This is a genomic window from Terrabacter sp. FW104-15G4B, assembly GCF_058790095.1.
On the sequence record NZ_JBYTCI010000021.1, the window covers coordinates 56,107 to 71,826 of the forward strand.

At 71.0% G+C, this 15,720-nt stretch carries 16 protein-coding genes; 8 read left to right on the forward strand and 8 right to left on the reverse strand.

What is annotated here, in order from left to right:
* Window positions 1-71: 71 nt before the first annotated feature.
* The 4 genes from AC3WRT_RS15465 to AC3WRT_RS15480 all read right to left on the reverse strand — a co-directional run bounded on the left by AC3WRT_RS15465 (window position 72) and on the right by AC3WRT_RS15480 (window position 3,628).
* The gene (locus AC3WRT_RS15465; RefSeq protein ID WP_003792170.1) at window positions 72-170 is read right to left on the reverse strand and encodes a 30S ribosomal protein bS22; all 99 of its coding nucleotides are present in this window, start codon (window positions 168-170) and stop codon (window positions 72-74) included.
* A 225-nt stretch (window positions 171-395) separates the two neighbouring features.
* On the reverse strand, window positions 396-596 hold the full coding sequence (locus tag AC3WRT_RS15470; RefSeq protein ID WP_020145054.1) for a helix-turn-helix domain-containing protein: 201 nt from the start codon (window positions 594-596) through the stop codon (window positions 396-398).
* 192 nt (window positions 597-788) lie between these two features.
* Window positions 789-2,117 carry an aspartate--tRNA(Asn) ligase gene (aspS, locus tag AC3WRT_RS15475; protein WP_492723453.1) on the reverse strand — a complete coding sequence of 443 codons (1,329 nt, stop codon included), beginning with the start codon at window positions 2,115-2,117 and terminating at the stop codon, window positions 789-791.
* A gap of 314 nt (window positions 2,118-2,431) precedes the next feature.
* On the reverse strand, window positions 2,432-3,628 hold the full coding sequence (locus tag AC3WRT_RS15480) for an acetoin utilization protein AcuC (RefSeq protein WP_492723455.1): 1,197 nt from the start codon (window positions 3,626-3,628) through the stop codon (window positions 2,432-2,434).
* Window positions 3,629-3,678: 50 nt separating this feature from the next.
* Here AC3WRT_RS15480 and AC3WRT_RS15485 point away from each other — a divergent pair, with 50 nt between their 5' ends.
* Window positions 3,679-4,347 (forward strand): potassium channel family protein, encoded by a 669-nt coding sequence (locus AC3WRT_RS15485; protein ID WP_492723457.1) that lies wholly within the window; start codon window positions 3,679-3,681, stop codon window positions 4,345-4,347.
* A 16-nt stretch (window positions 4,348-4,363) separates the two neighbouring features.
* On the opposite strand, the gene AC3WRT_RS15490 is transcribed toward AC3WRT_RS15485, so the two are convergent.
* From AC3WRT_RS15490 to AC3WRT_RS15505, 4 genes are all read right to left on the reverse strand, one after another.
* On the reverse strand, window positions 4,364-4,891 hold the full coding sequence (locus AC3WRT_RS15490) for a GNAT family N-acetyltransferase (protein WP_492723459.1): 528 nt from the start codon (window positions 4,889-4,891) through the stop codon (window positions 4,364-4,366).
* 102 nt (window positions 4,892-4,993) lie between these two features.
* On the reverse strand, window positions 4,994-5,521 hold the full coding sequence (locus AC3WRT_RS15495) for a GNAT family N-acetyltransferase (RefSeq protein ID WP_492723461.1): 528 nt from the start codon (window positions 5,519-5,521) through the stop codon (window positions 4,994-4,996).
* 15 nt (window positions 5,522-5,536) lie between these two features.
* A complete protein-coding gene (proC, locus tag AC3WRT_RS15500) occupies window positions 5,537-6,343 on the reverse strand; it encodes a pyrroline-5-carboxylate reductase (protein ID WP_492723465.1) in 807 nt (268 codons plus the stop codon).
* Between the two features lie 13 nt (window positions 6,344-6,356).
* Window positions 6,357-7,307 (reverse strand): proline dehydrogenase family protein, encoded by a 951-nt coding sequence (locus tag AC3WRT_RS15505; RefSeq protein WP_492723468.1) that lies wholly within the window; start codon window positions 7,305-7,307, stop codon window positions 6,357-6,359.
* Window positions 7,308-7,467: 160 nt separating this feature from the next.
* Here AC3WRT_RS15505 and AC3WRT_RS15510 point away from each other — a divergent pair, with 160 nt between their 5' ends.
* The 7 genes from AC3WRT_RS15510 to AC3WRT_RS15540 all read left to right on the forward strand — a co-directional run bounded on the left by AC3WRT_RS15510 (window position 7,468) and on the right by AC3WRT_RS15540 (window position 15,661).
* Window positions 7,468-8,250, forward strand: a complete 783-nt coding sequence (locus AC3WRT_RS15510) for a maleylpyruvate isomerase family mycothiol-dependent enzyme (RefSeq protein ID WP_492723470.1) — start codon at window positions 7,468-7,470, stop codon at window positions 8,248-8,250.
* 5 nt (window positions 8,251-8,255) lie between these two features.
* A complete protein-coding gene (locus tag AC3WRT_RS15515) occupies window positions 8,256-9,560 on the forward strand; it encodes a lactate 2-monooxygenase (protein ID WP_492723484.1) in 1,305 nt (434 codons plus the stop codon).
* 123 nt (window positions 9,561-9,683) lie between these two features.
* A complete protein-coding gene (locus tag AC3WRT_RS15520; RefSeq protein WP_492723471.1) occupies window positions 9,684-10,436 on the forward strand; it encodes an SAM-dependent methyltransferase in 753 nt (250 codons plus the stop codon).
* Window positions 10,433-10,933 carry a nucleoside deaminase gene (locus tag AC3WRT_RS15525; protein WP_492723473.1) on the forward strand — a complete coding sequence of 167 codons (501 nt, stop codon included), beginning with the start codon at window positions 10,433-10,435 and terminating at the stop codon, window positions 10,931-10,933. The genes AC3WRT_RS15520 and AC3WRT_RS15525 overlap by 4 nt, the downstream gene beginning before the upstream one ends.
* Before the next feature lie 242 nt (window positions 10,934-11,175).
* Window positions 11,176-13,794 carry an ATP-dependent Clp protease ATP-binding subunit gene (locus tag AC3WRT_RS15530; protein ID WP_492723476.1) on the forward strand — a complete coding sequence of 873 codons (2,619 nt, stop codon included), beginning with the start codon at window positions 11,176-11,178 and terminating at the stop codon, window positions 13,792-13,794.
* Between the two features lie 131 nt (window positions 13,795-13,925).
* Entirely contained in the window at window positions 13,926-15,161 is a 1,236-nt protein-coding gene (locus tag AC3WRT_RS15535) for an LCP family protein (RefSeq protein ID WP_492723478.1), read from the forward strand.
* Window positions 15,158-15,661, forward strand: coding sequence for an amino-acid N-acetyltransferase (locus AC3WRT_RS15540; protein WP_492723480.1), 504 nt, complete (start codon window positions 15,158-15,160; stop codon window positions 15,659-15,661). The genes AC3WRT_RS15535 and AC3WRT_RS15540 overlap by 4 nt, the downstream gene beginning before the upstream one ends.
* Window positions 15,662-15,720 lie beyond the last annotated feature (59 nt).

The window sequence follows — 15,720 nt, forward strand, 5'->3', positions numbered from 1 at the left end:
GCGAACGACCCCCACCGGAGGTGAGGGTCGAGAGCGTGCGGGGCGATGCCGCCGGTCCTGAGCTGGTCAGGTCACTTCTTGTTGCGACGCTGGTGGCGCGTCTTGCGCAGCAGCTTGCGGTGCTTCTTCTTGGCCATCCGCTTGCGGCGCTTCTTGATGACAGAACCCATGTTTGTCCTTGCCGTGAGACGTGTCCTTGAACTGAGCTGGTGCCGACCTGCGTCGACACCCCTCGGAAAAGGGGAGGTCGAACTTCACGAGCCGAACAGGCTCACAGGGTAGCGCGTGCGGGCGCCCTGCCCAAAAGCACGTAACGCGCCCACCTGCGTGAATGCCGAAGGGGCGGCCGGACCAGGTGGTCGCGGCCGCCCCTTCGGTGCGTGGAGACGCTGCTGTCACGCGGTGTCGATGTAGGACGTCTGGAGGTACTTGTGCACCGCGTCCTCCGGAACCCGGAAGGAGCGGCCGACGCGTACGGCCGGAAGGTCTCCGCCGTGGACGAGCCGGTAGACGGTCATCTTCGACACGCGCATGATCGAGGCGACCTCGGCGACGGTCAGGAACCGTACCTCGGCGAGCTGGCGCTCATTCGACATGTGTTACCCCGATCTTCGGTGGGCTGCACCCGCGCGTCGACGGCTTCCCCTCCGGCGAAACTGCACGCAGGTGCAAGAGGTAACACTAGGTGCAGAAGTGACTGGAGGGGAAGCGAACCACTGAACGAATCGGTGAGGCGCAACTCGACACGCCGGTACGACGCCTGTGGATCTACATTTCCATCCTAGGCCTCAGGGCTCCAGGCGGTGCAGGTCGCGCGGGAAGAGCGTCACCTCGCGGATGTTCTCCGCGCCCGTCAGCCGGCCGACCCACCGCTCCAGCCCGATGGCGAAACCGCCGTGCGGCGGCATGCCGTGGGCGAAGGCGTCGAGGTAGCCGGCAAGGACCGACGGGTCGGTGCCGGTGCGCTCGAGGGCCGCCGCGTAGTCGGACGGCCGGTGCAGCCGCTGCCCACCGGTTGTCAGCTCCAGACCCCGGAAGAGCAGGTCGAAGCTGTTGCTCCACCGTTCGTCGCCCGGCTGGGGATGGGTGTAGAACGGTCTCTTTCCCATCGGGTAGCCCTCGACCGCAAGGAAGTCCGAGTCGCATGCCGTCCTGGCCCACTCACTGAGCGCTCGCTCGTGCGCGGGGCTGAGGTCCGGCTCGTCCGGGTCGGCGCCCACCTTCGCGAGGGCGTCGCGGAAGTGGATGACCGGGAACTGCTCGGGCACCCGGGGCAGCTCGACGCCCAGGAGCGCAGCGGCGCCGGCGGCATACTCCCGGATCTCCTCGACCATCCCCGCGATGGCCTGGCGCAGGACGGCGAGGACGTCGCGGTGGTCACGGATGAAGCCCAGCTCGGCGTCGAGCGAGGTGTACTGCGCGAGGTGGCGCACCGTGTCGTGCGGCTCGGCGCGGAAGACCGGGCCGACCTCGAAGACACGCTCGAAGACCCCGACGAGCATCTGCTTGTAGAGCTGCGGGCTCTGCGCGAGGTAGGCGGTGCGGCCGAAGTAGTCGACGGTGAAGACGTTGGCCCCGGACTCGGTCGCGGTGCCGACGAGCTTCGGGGTCGCGATCTCGGTGAACTCGAGCGCGCCCAGGGCGGAACGGAAGCCGCGCATCGAGGCGCTGGCGAGCTGCCAGGCGGCGCGGTGGCGCGGGTGGCGCAGGGTGACCGCGGCGTGGTCCAGATGTGTGGGGAGGCCTGCGCCGAAGGTGGGCCGCCAGAGCTCGGACGGCGGCGCGAGCGCCGGCTCGGTGAGTGCCGTGACCGTGGGCTCGACGAGCTCGGCCCCGCCCGGCGCCGACTCGTTGGCCGACATGGTGCCCGTCACCTCGACGACGGTCTCCTCGGGCAGCCCGGCGAGCTGCTCGACGGTCGCGGGGTCCTTGACGACGACCTGGGCCAGGCCCGAGCGGTCGCGCAGGACGAGGAACGTGACGCTCGCGAGGACGCGACGCCGGTGGATCCAGCCGGCGAGCCTGGCGCGCTCGCCGGGTCGCAGCGATGCGAGGTCTCGAGCCAGCACGCGCGGCGCTGTCGTCGTGCCGGTGGTCGTGGTTGTTGTTGGTTGCATTCCGTTCACCTCCAGAGGGTTGGTGCCCCGGAGGTGTGGGCGATGGGGAATGTCGCTGTGCCACCACACCTTCGCCGCCGCGGATCGCGGACGGCCTCTGGTCGTGCTCGGCTCAGGATCGTCAGGCCCGTCGTCGCCGTGCACACAAGGTTAGGCGCTCAGCCCGCTGCCACCAACCCGATTGTCGGGCTCGCCGCGGCGCCGGCGTTGCCTGGACGCAGCGCAGCGAGCGAGGAACGAGCGAGCGGAGCGGAGGAAGGCAACGGCTGAAGGGCGTCGCGGCACGCGCCGCAGGGAAGCGAGGCGCAGGTGATTCAGTCGAAGTGGACGTCCAGACCGTGCAGGGGGAAGACGGCCGTACGGGTGGCCATGACCGCGCGGTCCACCTCGTTCGCCGGGTCGTAGCCCATCTCCCACGAGCGCCACCACAGCGGGCCGTCCTCGGCCGTCAGGTCGCCCATCCGCCGCGGTCCGGGCCGCCCGAAGACGTGCTCGACGTGGGCGCGCCAGTCCTCGGGCACCGGTGTCGACGTCGGGATCGGGGCGTGGGCCGCGATGGCGGTCAGGTGCGTCCACGTGCGCGGGACGACGTCGACGACCTCGTAGCCTCCTCCGCCGAGGGCGATCCACCTGCCCCCGCAGACCTCGTGCGCCAGACGGTGCAGCCCGTCGGCCGCGGCGCGCTGGGCGTCGACGGTGACCGCGAAGTGCGCCAGGGGGTCCTCCGTGTGGGTGTCGCACCCGTGCTGGGTCACGAGCACGTCGGGCCGGAACGCCCGGACCAGCGGCATCGCCACGGCATGCAGTGCCCGCAGCCAGCCGGCATCGCCCAGGCCCGGGGGCAGTGCGACGTTGACCGCGCTGCCCTCGGCATGGGGTCCGCCGATGTCGGTGGGCCAGCCCGTGCCCGGAAAGAGGGCCCGTCCGGTCTCGTGGACCGAGATGGTGAGGACCCGCGGATCGTCCCAGAAGATGCGCTCGACGCCGTCGCCGTGGTGCACGTCGACGTCGACGTAGGCGACCCGTTCGGCGCCGTGGTCGAGCAGCCACTGGATGCCGACGGCGATGTCGTTGTAGACGCAGAAGCCGCTCGCCGCGGCGCGCATCGCATGATGCAGCCCGCCGGTGAAGTTCACCGCGTGCTCGCTCTCGCCCTCCCACACGGCGCGGGCGCTGTCGACCGTGCCGGAGACGACGCGTGCGCTGGCGTCGTGCATGCCGAGGAAGGCCGGGTCGTCCTCGGTGCCGAGGCCGTATGCCGGGTCGGCGCGGGAGGGGTCGAGCGACGCCGCCTTGACCGCCGCGACGTAGTCGGCGTCGTGGATCGTGGCCAGCAGCTCGTCCGAGGCCGCCTCGGCCCCCAAGACCTTCACGCCGTCGACGTCGAAGACGCCGAGGGCCTCGCACAGGCGGGCGGTCAGGTCGAGCCGGGCCGGGGCCATCGGGTGCGTGGGGCCGAAGTCGTACCTCGTGAAGGAGGAGTCCCAGACGACCCGGGCCTGAGTTGGCATGATTGAGACGCTATCGCGGAAACGCGCCACGAATGATGGAGGTACGACGCATGGGCCGCAACCGGCTCTTCGACGACGACGTGATCGTCATCGGGCTGGGACGCTTCGGCTCGGCCGTCGCTCTCGAGCTCACCAGACTCGGTCACCGGGTCATCGCCGTCGAGCGTGACAACTCCATCGCGGAGAGCTACGTCAACAAGGTCGCCAAGGTGGTGCACGCGGACATGGCGCAGTCGACGGCCCTGGACATGATCCGTGACGCGCAGCCGAAGATCGCCATCGTGGGGATCGGGTCCTCGGTCGAGTCGTCCGTGCTCGCGGCCGCGAACCTCGTCGACGCGGCCGTGCCCTCGATCTGGGCCAAGGCCCTGTCGCCCGAGCACAAGCGCATCCTCGACCGGATCGGCGTGCACCACGTCATCTCCCCGGAGGCCGACTCCGGCCGCCGCGTGGCCCACCTCGTCAACGGCAAGCTGCTCGACTACATCGAGTTCGACGACGGCTTCGCCATCGTCAAGCTGAAGCCGCCGTCGGAGACGATCGGCTTCACGCTCGAACAGAGCCAGATCCGGCGCAAGTACGGCGTCACGGTGGTGGGCGTCAAGGCACCGGGCGAGGACTTCACGTATGCGGTGCCGCAGACGAAGATCTCGGCGCACCACATGCTCATCGTCAGTGGGCCGGTGGAGCTCATCGAGCGGTTCGCCGCCAGGCCGTGACGCGCCGCCTTGTCGGTCAGAGGTGGGGCTGTGGCCCCGCGTCGGTGCCGAGGGGAAGGACCATCGCGATCTCCTCCTCGCCGTCCTCCTCGCTCACGACGCCCATCGGCCGGCGGTAGTCGGTGGGACGGAAGCCCATGCCGCTCGCGAAGGCGACGGCGCGGCCGTTCTCGGTGCCCACCCAGTAGACGAGGTGGGTGTGCCCGCGGTCGGCGGCGAGGGCGGCACCGTCCTTGACGAGGCGCGTCGCGACTCCGGAGCCGCGCGAGTCCGGTCGCACCCAGAGGCCGAAGAGCTCGCCGGCGGAGCCCTCGCTGGCCTTGGCGCGGCCGACGCTGACGACGCCCACGGCCCGGCCGTCCTTCTCGGCGACGAGACGCGCCGAGCGCTGCATCCGCTGGCGCCAGAAGGACTCGTCGTAGGCCTCCTCCTCCTCGACCGTCGCGACGAACGCCTCCGGCGACTCGCGCAGGGCGGAGAGCCGGACGGATCGGTATTCCTCCCAGTCGTCCTCGCCGAGGGGACGCACGGTGATCTCGGTCATGGGGTCCACCTTGGCACGACAGGCAGCCGGACCGCATCCGCGGGACGGGTGAACGTTTGGGGGCGCCGCGCCGGACGGTCGGGGAGGGGGCCCGGTGACGGCTCAGAAGCGGTGGGTCATCTCGATCTCGTGCAGGTCCGCCCGGCGGGGGTGGTCGTGCACCGCGCCCGTACGCACGAACCCGCACCGCGCATACAACGCCTCCGCCGTCGGGTTGGAGCTCGTCACCTCGAGGACCACCTCGGACTTCCCGAGCCGCCGCGCCTCGTCGAGGACGGCGCGGACCAGCGCCTCACCGACACCACGACCCCGGCCCCGGGGTGCGACGTACAGCCCGAAAAGCGTTGCGGTGCCGGCCCGCTCGCGCTCCCAGTGCGACCCGAGGCCGGCGCTGCCGAGCACTCCGTCGGCGTCCTGGGCCTGGACGAGCCAGGCGCCCTCGATCCGCTGGCGCCAGTCGGCCTCGTCGTAGGCGGCCTCGTCAGCGTAGGTGAACCAGAAGGCGTCGGGCGCGTCCTCGAGCATCTCCAGCCGGAGGTCGCGGTGCGACTCCCAGTCGTCGGGCGAGACCCGGTGCAGGTGCAGGTGCCTGTCGTGCGGGTGTTGGCCGTGCTCGTGGGGGTCGGCCATCACGCCACCCTGTCCTCAGACCTGGCCCGACGCCAGCTGGCCGGAGCGCGCGGCGGCGGCCTCGATGGCGGTGACGAACGCCGCGCGAACCTTGTGGTCGTCGAGCCGGCGCAGGGCGGCGACGGTGGTGCCACCGGGCGAGCTGACCTGCTCACGCAGCACCGTCGGGTGCTCCCCGGTCTCCTTCAGCATCGTCGCCGCTCCGTAGAGCGTCTGCACGACGAGCTCGGTGGCGGTGGCACGTGGCAGACCGAGCACGACGCCCGCCTCGATCATCGCCTCGACGACGTAGAAGATGTAGGCGGGCCCGCTGCCGGAGATCGCGGTCACTGCGTCGAGGTGCTTCTCAGCGAGCCGCACCACCTTGCCGCAGGAGCTGAGCAAGGCCTCCGCCTCGGCGAGATGGTCGTCGGTGCAGTGGCTGCCGGGCGAGATGCCGGCCATCCCCTGGTCGACGAGCGCCGGCGTGTTCGGCATGACGCGGATGACCGAGGTGCCCTCGGGAAGCCGGGACTCGAGGAACTCCGTCGTGATGCCGGCGGCGAGGGAGACGACCGTGTTGCCGGGGGCGACGTGGTCGTGGATCTCGTCCACCAGCGCCGCCATGTCCTGCGGTTTGACGCAGAGCACGAGGGTGTCGGCGACGTCGGCGGCGTCCGCGTTGGCGAGCACGCGGACGCCGTAGCGCTCGGCGAGCGCGTTCACCTTGTCGGGGGTCCGCCCGGTGACGACGAGATCGCCGGGGGTGCGCCCGGACCGGATGAGGCCCGAGACGAGCGTCTCGCCCATGACCCCCGCGCCGAAGATCGCCGTCGTCGTCATCTCCTGCCCCCGCTCAGCTCTTGCTCGCGACGCCGCGCAGGAAGAACATGACGTTCGCCGGCTTCTCGGCCATCCGGCGCATGAGGTAGCCGTACCACTCCTGGCCGTACGGGATGTAGACCCGCATCCGGTCGCCGCGGTCGGCGATGCGCTTCTGCTCCTCGGGCCGGATGCCGTAGAGCATCTGGTACTCGAACGACTTCGGGTCGCGGCCGGCCTGTCCCGCGAGCGCCCCGGCGATCTCGACGAGCCGCGGGTCGTGCGAGGCCACCATCGGGTAGCCCCGCCCCTGCATGAGGACCTTGAGGCAGCGCACGTAGCTCTTGTCCACCTCGGCCCCGGACTGGAAGGCCACGGACTCCGGCTCCTTGTAGGCGCCCTTGCACAGCCGCACCCGCGAGCCGGCATACGCCAGGTCACGGCAGTCCGCCTCCGTGCGGTAGAGGTACGCCTGCAGCACGGCGCCGACGGTCGGGAAGTCGGCGCGCAGCTCGCGCAGCGCGTCGAGCGTGAGGTCCGTGGTCGTGTGGTCCTCCATGTCGAGGGTCACCGTGGTGCCGGCCGCCTTGGCGACCTCGCAGATCTCGCGGGCGTGGTCCAGGGCGATGGCGTTGCCGTCACCGGGCAGGGCCTGCCCGAGCGCGCTGAGCTTCAGCGACACCTCGACCGCACCGCCCTCGGTGAGGCCCTGGTCACGCAGCGCTGTCAGCAGGCCGACGTACGCGTCGCGCGTGTGCTGCGCCTGGGCGAGGTCGGTCGTGTCCTCGCCGAGGTAGTCGATCGTCGACAGACGCCCGGAGGCTGCGATCTCGGACGCCGCGCCGATGACGTCGGCGCGCTCGGCACCGGGGACGAATCGCTTGACGACCGAGCGCGACACGGGCGCCTTCTCGATGACGTCTCGGATCTTCTCCTGCTTGGACAGCTGCAGGAGCGAGTTGCGCAGCAGGTCGCTGGCGTCCACGGTGCCTCCGGTGGTGCTCGGGATGTCGCTGGGATGACGGTCTCGGACGGTGGAGACCGTCCCGTCCGGCAATCTACCGCCGCAGGCTCCGTCCCCTCACCGCCGTGGGGGCGTCACCACCTGCCGTGGGGCCGGGCCGAGATCGGGCAGACTGCGCCACATGGCCATCTCAACGTCGCCGCCGGAGCCGGGACTCGACGAGCTCGGAGACGCCCTCGGGGCGGCCATGACCGTCTTGCGGGCCAACGCGGCAGCGGCCGGGCTCGATGCCCCGGTGCCGACCTGTCCCGGCTGGGCCGTGCGTGACCTCGTGGCACACGTGGGGATGGTGCACCGGTGGGCCACGGGCCACCTCCGCGGTGCACCTCTCGACCCCGAGCCGCTCGAGCGGGAGGGTCTTGCCGCGCCCGACCTGCTCGGCTGGCTGGACGACGGGGCAACGGCCCTGCTGCAGGCGATCGTCGACGCGCCGGACGACCTCGACGCGCCGGTCTTCCTCCCGGACGCCCCGGCGCCACGGCTCTTCTGGACCCGCCGGCAGTGCCACGAGACGACGATGCACGGCGTCGACGCGCTCGCGTCCCGGCTCGGTCGCGCGCCGCTCGGCCACGAGACCTGGATCCGCCCGGCCGTCGCTCTCGACGGCATTGACGAGCTGCTCACCGGCTTCGTGCCCCGCCCCCGACAGGGTGTCAGGCACGAGCCGCTCCGCTTGCTCGTGGCGCCGACGTCCACGACGCGCGGGTGGCGGCTCGACGTCGCACCCGACCGCCCACCGCTGGTCGAGCGCCTCGAGCTCGACGTCAGCGGGCCGGTCCCCGCGTACGACGCCGTCCTGGACGGTGAGCCGGTGGACCTGCTCCTGCGCCTCTGGAGCCGCGGCGCCGAGCCGCGCGACGAGATCGAGCGCTGGTGGGCCGACACCGTGTCGGTCAGGTGGTGACGACCATGGCGGGAGGTGTGCCGCCGGAGGGCTTCGGCCGGACCGTTCAGTCCGCCATCTACCGGGCTGGCGCCTTCGGGCACCGACCGGCGGTCCCGACCGACGGCACGCGGCTCGAGGCGGTTGCCCGAAGTGCCATGTCGAAGCGTGGGTTCGCCTACGTCGCAGGGTCGGCCGGCTCGGAGGCGGGCGCCGACGCCAATGTGGCCGCCTTCTCACAGTGGCGCGTCATGCCGCGCATGCTCGTCGACACGACGGACCGAGACACGTCCGTGGAGCTCTTCGGACGCCGGCACGACAGCCCCCTGCTCGTCGCTCCGGTGGGGGTGCTCTCGATGGCGAACCACGACGCCGATCTCGCCGTCGCCAGGGCCGCCCGTGAGCAGCGCGTCACCTACATCCTCAGCACCCAGGCCTCGGTGCCGATGGAGGACGTCGCCCGCGCCCTCGAGGGCTCGGGGCACTGGTACCAGCTCTACTGGAGCAGCGACGACGACCTCGTCGAGAGCCTCGTGTCGCGAGCCGAGGCGTGCGGCAGCGACGCCCTCGTCGTGACGCTCGACACGGCATACCTCGGCTGGCGGCCGCGCGACCTCGACCTCGGGTACCTGCCTTTCGCCCGGGGTGAGGGCATCGCCCAGTACACCTCTGACCCCGTCTTCCGCCGCCTGGTGCACGAGCGGGTCGCGAGCGCCGTGCCCACCGCCCGCCCGCGTCCGACCCCGACAGCGCTGTCGACCCTGCTCGCGATGAGCCGCAACCACCCCGGCGCCACTCGCCGCAACCTCACGGCTGCCGAGCCCCGGGCGGCCGTCGAGACGTTCTTCGACGTCTTCAGCCGGCCGTCACTCACGTGGGAGGACCTGCCCCGGCTGCGCTCGATGACGAGCCTGCCGATCCTGCTCAAGGGGATCCTGCACCCCGACGACGCCCGCCGCGCCGTCGACGCCGGGGTGGAGGGCGTCTACGTGTCCAACCACGGCGGCCGGCAGGTCGACCGGTCGGTCGCCGCGCTCGACGCCCTGCCCGGTGTCGTCGCCGCCGTCCGTGCGGCCGGGTCGTCGATGCCGGTGATCTTCGACAGCGGGATCCGTTGCGGGGCAGACGTCTTCGTCGCCCTGGCCCTCGGCGCGACGGCCGTGGGCATCGGGCGTCCGCACGTCTACGGACTGGCCATCGCCGGGGCCGACGGCGTCTCGGAGGTGCTGCGCAACCTCCGCGCCGAGCTCGACCTGCAGCTGGCCCTCAGCGGCTGCACGTCGTTGGCCGACCTCACCCCCGACCGCCTCGTCCGCGTCCCCAACCGCTGACACCGCACCGACACCGAACTCACACCGTCGAAAGGCCACAAACCGGGATCCCGGACCTCGGGGGCGCGAACCGAGGACTGGAACGGATCGACGCCCCAGGGGGTCGTCCCGGAGGATCGGGGCATGCCCGCCCTCGACCAGCTGACCCGCGACGCCTACCCGAAGTCGTCGAAGTACGACGCGAAGTGGCTCGTCAACCTCGACATGGGCCCGCACCCGCTGTGGCTGCTCGAGGACCTCGCCGCCGACCTCGACCTGCGCCCCGGCATGCGTGTGCTCGACCTCGGCTCGGGCCTCGGGGCCACGTCGGTCTTCCTCGCCAAGGAGTACGGCGTCAAGGTCGTCGCCGCCGACCTCTGGGTCGAACCATCGACGGCCACGGAGGTCTTCCGCAATGAGGGCGTCGACGAGCAGGTGCTGGCCCTCCGGGTCGACGCGCACGCCCTCCCTTTCGGGAGGAGCTCCTTCGACGCGATCGTCAGCATCGACGCGTGGGAGTACTTCGGGACCGGCGACCACTACCCGCCCTACCTGGCGAAGTTCCTCACGCCGGGCGGCCAGCTGGGCGTCGCGACCCCAGCACTCACGACCGAGGTGCGCGAGCTCGGTGAGATCCCCGAGCACATCGACCGCGTCTTCGGCGCCGATTCGGCGGCCTGGCACACCGCCGAGTGGCTGCGCAGCCAGTGGGAGTTCAGCCGGGCGTTCGCCCACGTGACCGCCCGCAACCAGCCAGACGGGTGCGCGAACTGGCTGCTGTGGGAGCGGGCCGTGATGGAGCTCACGGGCAAGCCCACCTCTCCCACGCAGGGGATGCTCGAGGCCGACAACGGGGCGTTCGTCACCTTCGCCCTCGTCACCGGGAGGGTGGCATGACCGTCGACGCCACCGACCTCGCCCACCTGCGCCGCGCCGTGGAGCTGGCCCGGCTCGCGCTCGAGCGCGGCGACGAGCCCTACGGCTCGCTCCTGGTCTCGGTCGGAGGCACGGTGCTCTTCGAGGACCACAACCATGTCGTGGACCTCGAGCCCACTCAGCACCCGGAGTTCGCCATCGCCCGCTGGGCCGGCGCCCACCTCTCCCCTGCCGAGCGCGCAGCAGCCACCGTCTACACCTCCGGCGAGCACTGCCCGATGTGCTCGGCCGCGCACGGCTGGGCGGGCCTGGGCCGGATCGTGTATGCCGTGGGCGCCGAGCAGCTCGGCAGGTGGCGCTCCACGTGGGGCGCGGCCCCGTCCCCGGTCGCGCCGCTGCCGATCCGGGCCGTCGTGCCCGGGGCGGTCGTCGACGGCCCCGCACCGGAGCTCGCGGACGAGGTCCGAGAGCTGCACGAGCACTTCGCCCGCACCGCCGACGGCACCCCCGGGCGCTGATCGGTCTGCAACTGTGGACAGCGGCAGTGCCCCCGGACAGCGGCGGGGTACGGACACGGCATACGCACGAAGACCGACACGCTGGCGCGCGTGTGTCCGCTCACGGCGAACACACGCTGAACCTGAGCCGATCACGCTCAGGATGGGAACAGCAGGGCCCCCACCGGCGTTGGTCGGGATGTGCTCGTCCACAGCGGGCACGGATAGCATCGAGATGTCTCTCGATCAGTCAGGAGAAGAACATGTTCGAACGGTTCACCGACAGGGCCCGAAGGGTGGTTGTCCTCGCGCAGGAGGAAGCTCGCCTGCTCAACCACAACTACATCGGGACCGAGCACATCCTCCTGGGTCTGATCCACGAAGGCGAAGGCGTCGCCGCGAAGGCCCTCGAATCGCTCGACATCTCGCTCGAAGCGGTCCGGGCCCAGGTCCAGGAGATCATCGGTCAGGGGCAGCAGGCCCCGACCGGACACATTCCCTTCACGCCCCGCGCGAAGAAGGTCCTCGAGTACTCGCTCCGCGAGGCACTCCAGCTCGGTCACAGCTACATCGGCACCGAGCACATCCTGCTCGGCCTGATCCGCGAGGGCGAGGGCGTCGCAGCCCAGGTCCTCGTCAAGCTGGGCGCGGAGCTCAACAAGGTCCGCCAGCAGGTCATCCAGCTGCTCTCCGGCTACCAGGGTGGCCAGAGCGGCGAGAAGGCCGGCGCCGGCGTCGGCCAGGGCCAGACCGAGGGCACGCCCGCGGGCTCCCTCGTGCTCGACCAGTTCGGGCGCAACCTCACGCAGGCCGCCCGCGAGGGCAAGCTCGACCCGGTCATCGGGCGTGAGAAGGAGATCGAGCGGGTCATGCAGGTGCTGTCCCGCCGCACCAAGAACAACCCCGTCCTCATCGGCGAGCCCGGCGTCGGCAAGACCGCCGTGGTCGAGGGTCTCGCCCAGGACATCGTCAAGGGCGAGGTGCCCGAGACGCTCAAGGACAAGCAGCTCTACACCCTCGACCTCGGCTCCCTCGTGGCCGGCAGCCGCTACCGCGGTGACTTCGAGGAGCGGCTGAAGAAGGTCCTCAAGGAGATCCGCACCCGCGGCGACATCATCATCTTCATCGACGAGATCCACACGCTCGTCGGTGCGGGTGCCGCCGAGGGCGCCATCGACGCCGCCTCGATCCTCAAGCCCATGCTCGCCCGCGGTGAGCTGCAGACGATCGGTGCGACGACGCTCGACGAGTACCGCAAGCACATCGAGAAGGACTCGGCCCTCGAGCGGCGCTTCCAGCCGATCCAGGTGCAGGAGCCGACCCTGCCGCACGCCATCGAGATCCTCAAGGGTCTGCGTGACCGCTACGAGGCACACCACCGCGTGACGATCACCGACGGCGCGCTCGTCGCCGCCGCCAACATGGCCGACCGCTACGTCAACGACCGCTTCCTGCCCGACAAGGCGATCGACCTCATCGACGAGGCGGGCGCACGACTGCGCATCCGCCGCATGACGGCTCCGCCGGACCTGCGCGAGTTCGACGAGAAGATCGCCGCGCTGGTGCGCGAGAAGGAGTCGGCGATCGACGGCCAGGACTTCGAGCGCGCGGCACGCGTCCGCGACGACGAGAAGCGCCTGCGCCAGGAGAAGGCCGCCCGTGAGGCCCAGTGGAAGTCGGGCGACATGGACGTCGTGGCCGAGGTCGACGAGGAGCTCATCGCCGAGGTCCTGGCTGCGAGCACCGGCATCCCGGTGTTCAAGCTGACCGAGGAGGAGTCCAGCCGCCTGCTCCACATGGAGGACGAGCTGCACAAGCGCATCGTCGGCATGGACGACGCCGTCAAGGCGCTGTCCCAGGCGATCCGCCGCACCCGTGCCGGCCTGAAGGACCCGCGCCGCCCCGGTGGCTCGTTCATCTTCGCCGGCCCCACCGGCGTCGGTAAGACCGAGCTCGCCAAGACGCTCGCCGAGTTCCTCTTCGGGAGCGAGGACGCGCTGATCCAGCTCGACATGTCCGAGTACTCCGAGAAGCACACGGTCAGCCGGCTGTTCGGCTCGCCCCCCGGCTACGTCGGCTACGAAGAGGGCGGCCAGCTCACCGAGAAGGTGCGCCGCAAGCCGTTCTCCGTCGTGCTCTTCGACGAGGTCGAGAAGGCCCACCCGGAGATCTTCAACTCGCTGCTGCAGGTGCTCGAGGACGGCCGCCTCACCGACTCCCAGGGTCGGATGGTCGACTTCAAGAACACCGTCATCATCATGACGACCAACCTCGGCACGAGGGACATCTCCAAGGCCAACATGGGCTTCTCGGCCGGACCCGACAGCCGCACGGACTACGAGCGGATGAAGGCGAAGGTCACCGACGAGCTCAAGCAGCACTTCCGGCCCGAGTTCCTCAACCGCGTCGACGACACGATCGTGTTCCCCCACCTCAACCGCGAGGAGATCACGCAGATCGTCGACCTCGAGATCGCCAAGCTCGACAAGCGGCTCAAGGACAAGGACATGGGCATCGAGCTCACGCCCGCGGCCAAGGACCTGCTCGCCAAGAAGGGCTACGACCCCGTGCTCGGTGCGCGCCCGCTGCGCCGCACCATCCAGCGCGAGATCGAGGACGCCCTGTCCGAGAAGATCCTCTTCGCCGAGTTCGGCTCCGGGCAGTACATCCGGATCGACACGGAGGGCGAGGGCAAGGCGGAGAAGTTCACCTTCTCCGACATGGCCCACCCGGACGCGGCGCACCGTCCGGCCGACGACCTCCCGGAGCTTCCCGAGGGCGCAGCCCTCGACGAGGCGCTCGGGATCAACGTCACGGCCGGCCCGCCCGTGCCCGATGACCAGGTCTACCCGGACGCCGGGATCACCGGCACCGACCGCTGAGCAGCGACTGACCGACCGGAGGGGCCGGGGACGAACGTCCTCGGCCCCTCCGGCATACCGCGCGCGCCCACGTGTCCGGCGTCGGCGGACGGCCGCCTCGACCGCGTGAACGGGTCGTCTACGGTGGGGCGGTGACTTCCGAGAACCGTCGCCCCGGCCGTACGAGCTGGTCCGGGCCGGTGCGCTCGGGATGTGTGGCGGCGGCCGCTGCCATCGCCCTCGCCGGGTGCTCGTCCGACGCTGCCGGCCCCTCGAGCCCCTCCGGCTCGTCGCGTGGCGCCGGCTCGTCGTCGGGCGCTGGCACGGGGTCGGGCACCTCGGGACCGGGCACCTCGGGCTCGGGTGTGCAGGTGACCGGGGCACCGGCCCCGCTCGCCACGCTCGTGACCACGCTCTATGCCGGAGGCGACCTGACGCATACGTCCTCCCCCACTGCAGCCGCTGCGCTCAAGTCCCGCAAGGCGCGGTCCGGGCCCGTGGACGCCACCGCGAAGGTCGGGTCGTGGATGGGCACGCCCGTCGCCGTCGTGACCTCCGGCGAAGACGTGACGCTCGCTGTCGGGCCGACCTGGAAGGTCGTCGGCGGCTGGTGGCCCTCGCTCGGCGTCGCGAAGCCGAGCCTCGGGACGGGGCCGCGCTGGGTGCTCGCCATCGGGTCCGACGCCCGCAAGGGGCAACCGCTCGAGCGCACCCGCGCCGACGTGCTCCAGGTCATCGGCACCGACGGCAAGGGTGGCGGCGGGGTCATGGGCATGGCCCGCGACCTGTGGGTCCCGCTGTCCACCGGCGGGAAGGGCAAGATCAACTCGGCCATGGTGCTCGGCGGGCCGCGCGCCCAGGTCAGCACCGTCAGGAACGTCACCGGCCTGCCCCTCGAGGGCTACGTCGTGCTCGGCTTCAGCGGCTTCAAGAAGATCGTCGACGAGCAGGGCGGCATCCCCATCGTCATCCCCAAGACGGTGGTCGCCTCGCACGCCAAGAACCTCGTCATCAAGGCGGGGGCCCAGACGCTGTCCGGCGCCGGGGCCCTGGCCTACGCGCGGGAGCGGAAGACCTTGCCCGACGGGGACTTCGGGCGATCCCGTCATCAGGGTGAGGTGATCCTGGCCGCTGCGGTCAAGGCAAAGCTGGCCGGGCCGATCGGCATCCCGTCGGCACTGACGAGCTTCAGCAAGGTCGGTAGGAGCAACCTCTCGGCGGAGCAGATCCTCACCTTCACCGCGGGCCTGCACCAGCTGAGCCCGCTGAAGGTCGGTCGCGGTGTCGCGAAGGGCGCGTTCGGCTGGGCCGGGCAGCAGTCGATCGTCATCCTCGGCGACCAGGCTCGCAGCCTCTTCGCCGAGTTCCGCGACGGGAACCTCTCGTGAGCGGCACCCCGGCTATCCGGCGGGCCCGCACCGCCGACGTACGCGCCATCCGGGGTCTCGTGGCCCCGCTCGCCGAGCGCCGGGTGCTCGTCAGCAAGGAGGCGGTCACCTACTTCGAGAGCCTGCAGGAGTTCCGGGTCGCCGACCTCGACGGCCGCGTCGTGGGCTGCGGCGCCCTGCACGTCATGTGGGAGGACCTCGCCGAGATCCGCACCCTGGCAGTGGCGCCGGACCAGCTCGGCACCGGCCTCGGCGGGCGGCTGCTCGAGGCGCTCGTCGAGGACGCCCGCACGATCGGCGTCCAGCGGCTCTTCTGCCTGACCTTCGAGACGGGCTTCTTCGCCCGGCACGGGTTCGAGGTCATCGATGGCCAGGCGGTGCCGACCGACGTGTACGCCGAGCTGCTGCGCTCCTACGACGAGGGCGTGGCGGAGTTCCTCGACCTCGAGCGGGTCAAGCCCAACACGCTCGGCAACACCAGAATGCTCCGCACCCTCTGACCCCCGACCCGCCTCTCCTTGACCGTCGAAAGGCCACGAACCGGGGCCCGGTTCGTGGC

Excerpts from the sequence above, each read along its gene's own strand:
- AC3WRT_RS15465 (WP_003792170.1), bottom strand. The coding sequence starts at position 170 with ATGGGTTCTGTCATCAAGAAGCGCCGCAAGCGGATGGCCAAGAAGAAG.
- AC3WRT_RS15470 (WP_020145054.1), bottom strand. The coding sequence starts at position 596 with ATGTCGAATGAGCGCCAGCTCGCCGAGGTACGGTTCCTGACCGTCGCC.
- aspS (WP_492723453.1), bottom strand. The coding sequence starts at position 2,117 with ATGCAACCAACAACAACCACGACCACCGGCACGACGACAGCGCCGCGC.
- AC3WRT_RS15480 (WP_492723455.1), bottom strand. The coding sequence starts at position 3,628 with ATGCCAACTCAGGCCCGGGTCGTCTGGGACTCCTCCTTCACGAGGTAC.
- AC3WRT_RS15485 (WP_492723457.1), top strand. The coding sequence starts at position 3,679 with ATGGGCCGCAACCGGCTCTTCGACGACGACGTGATCGTCATCGGGCTG.
- AC3WRT_RS15490 (WP_492723459.1), bottom strand. The coding sequence starts at position 4,891 with ATGACCGAGATCACCGTGCGTCCCCTCGGCGAGGACGACTGGGAGGAA.
- AC3WRT_RS15495 (WP_492723461.1), bottom strand. The coding sequence starts at position 5,521 with ATGGCCGACCCCCACGAGCACGGCCAACACCCGCACGACAGGCACCTG.
- proC (WP_492723465.1), bottom strand. The coding sequence starts at position 6,343 with ATGACGACGACGGCGATCTTCGGCGCGGGGGTCATGGGCGAGACGCTC.
- AC3WRT_RS15510 (WP_492723470.1), top strand. The coding sequence starts at position 7,468 with ATGGCCATCTCAACGTCGCCGCCGGAGCCGGGACTCGACGAGCTCGGA.
- AC3WRT_RS15515 (WP_492723484.1), top strand. The coding sequence starts at position 8,256 with ATGGCGGGAGGTGTGCCGCCGGAGGGCTTCGGCCGGACCGTTCAGTCC.
- AC3WRT_RS15520 (WP_492723471.1), top strand. The coding sequence starts at position 9,684 with ATGCCCGCCCTCGACCAGCTGACCCGCGACGCCTACCCGAAGTCGTCG.
- AC3WRT_RS15525 (WP_492723473.1), top strand. The coding sequence starts at position 10,433 with ATGACCGTCGACGCCACCGACCTCGCCCACCTGCGCCGCGCCGTGGAG.
- AC3WRT_RS15530 (WP_492723476.1), top strand. The coding sequence starts at position 11,176 with ATGTTCGAACGGTTCACCGACAGGGCCCGAAGGGTGGTTGTCCTCGCG.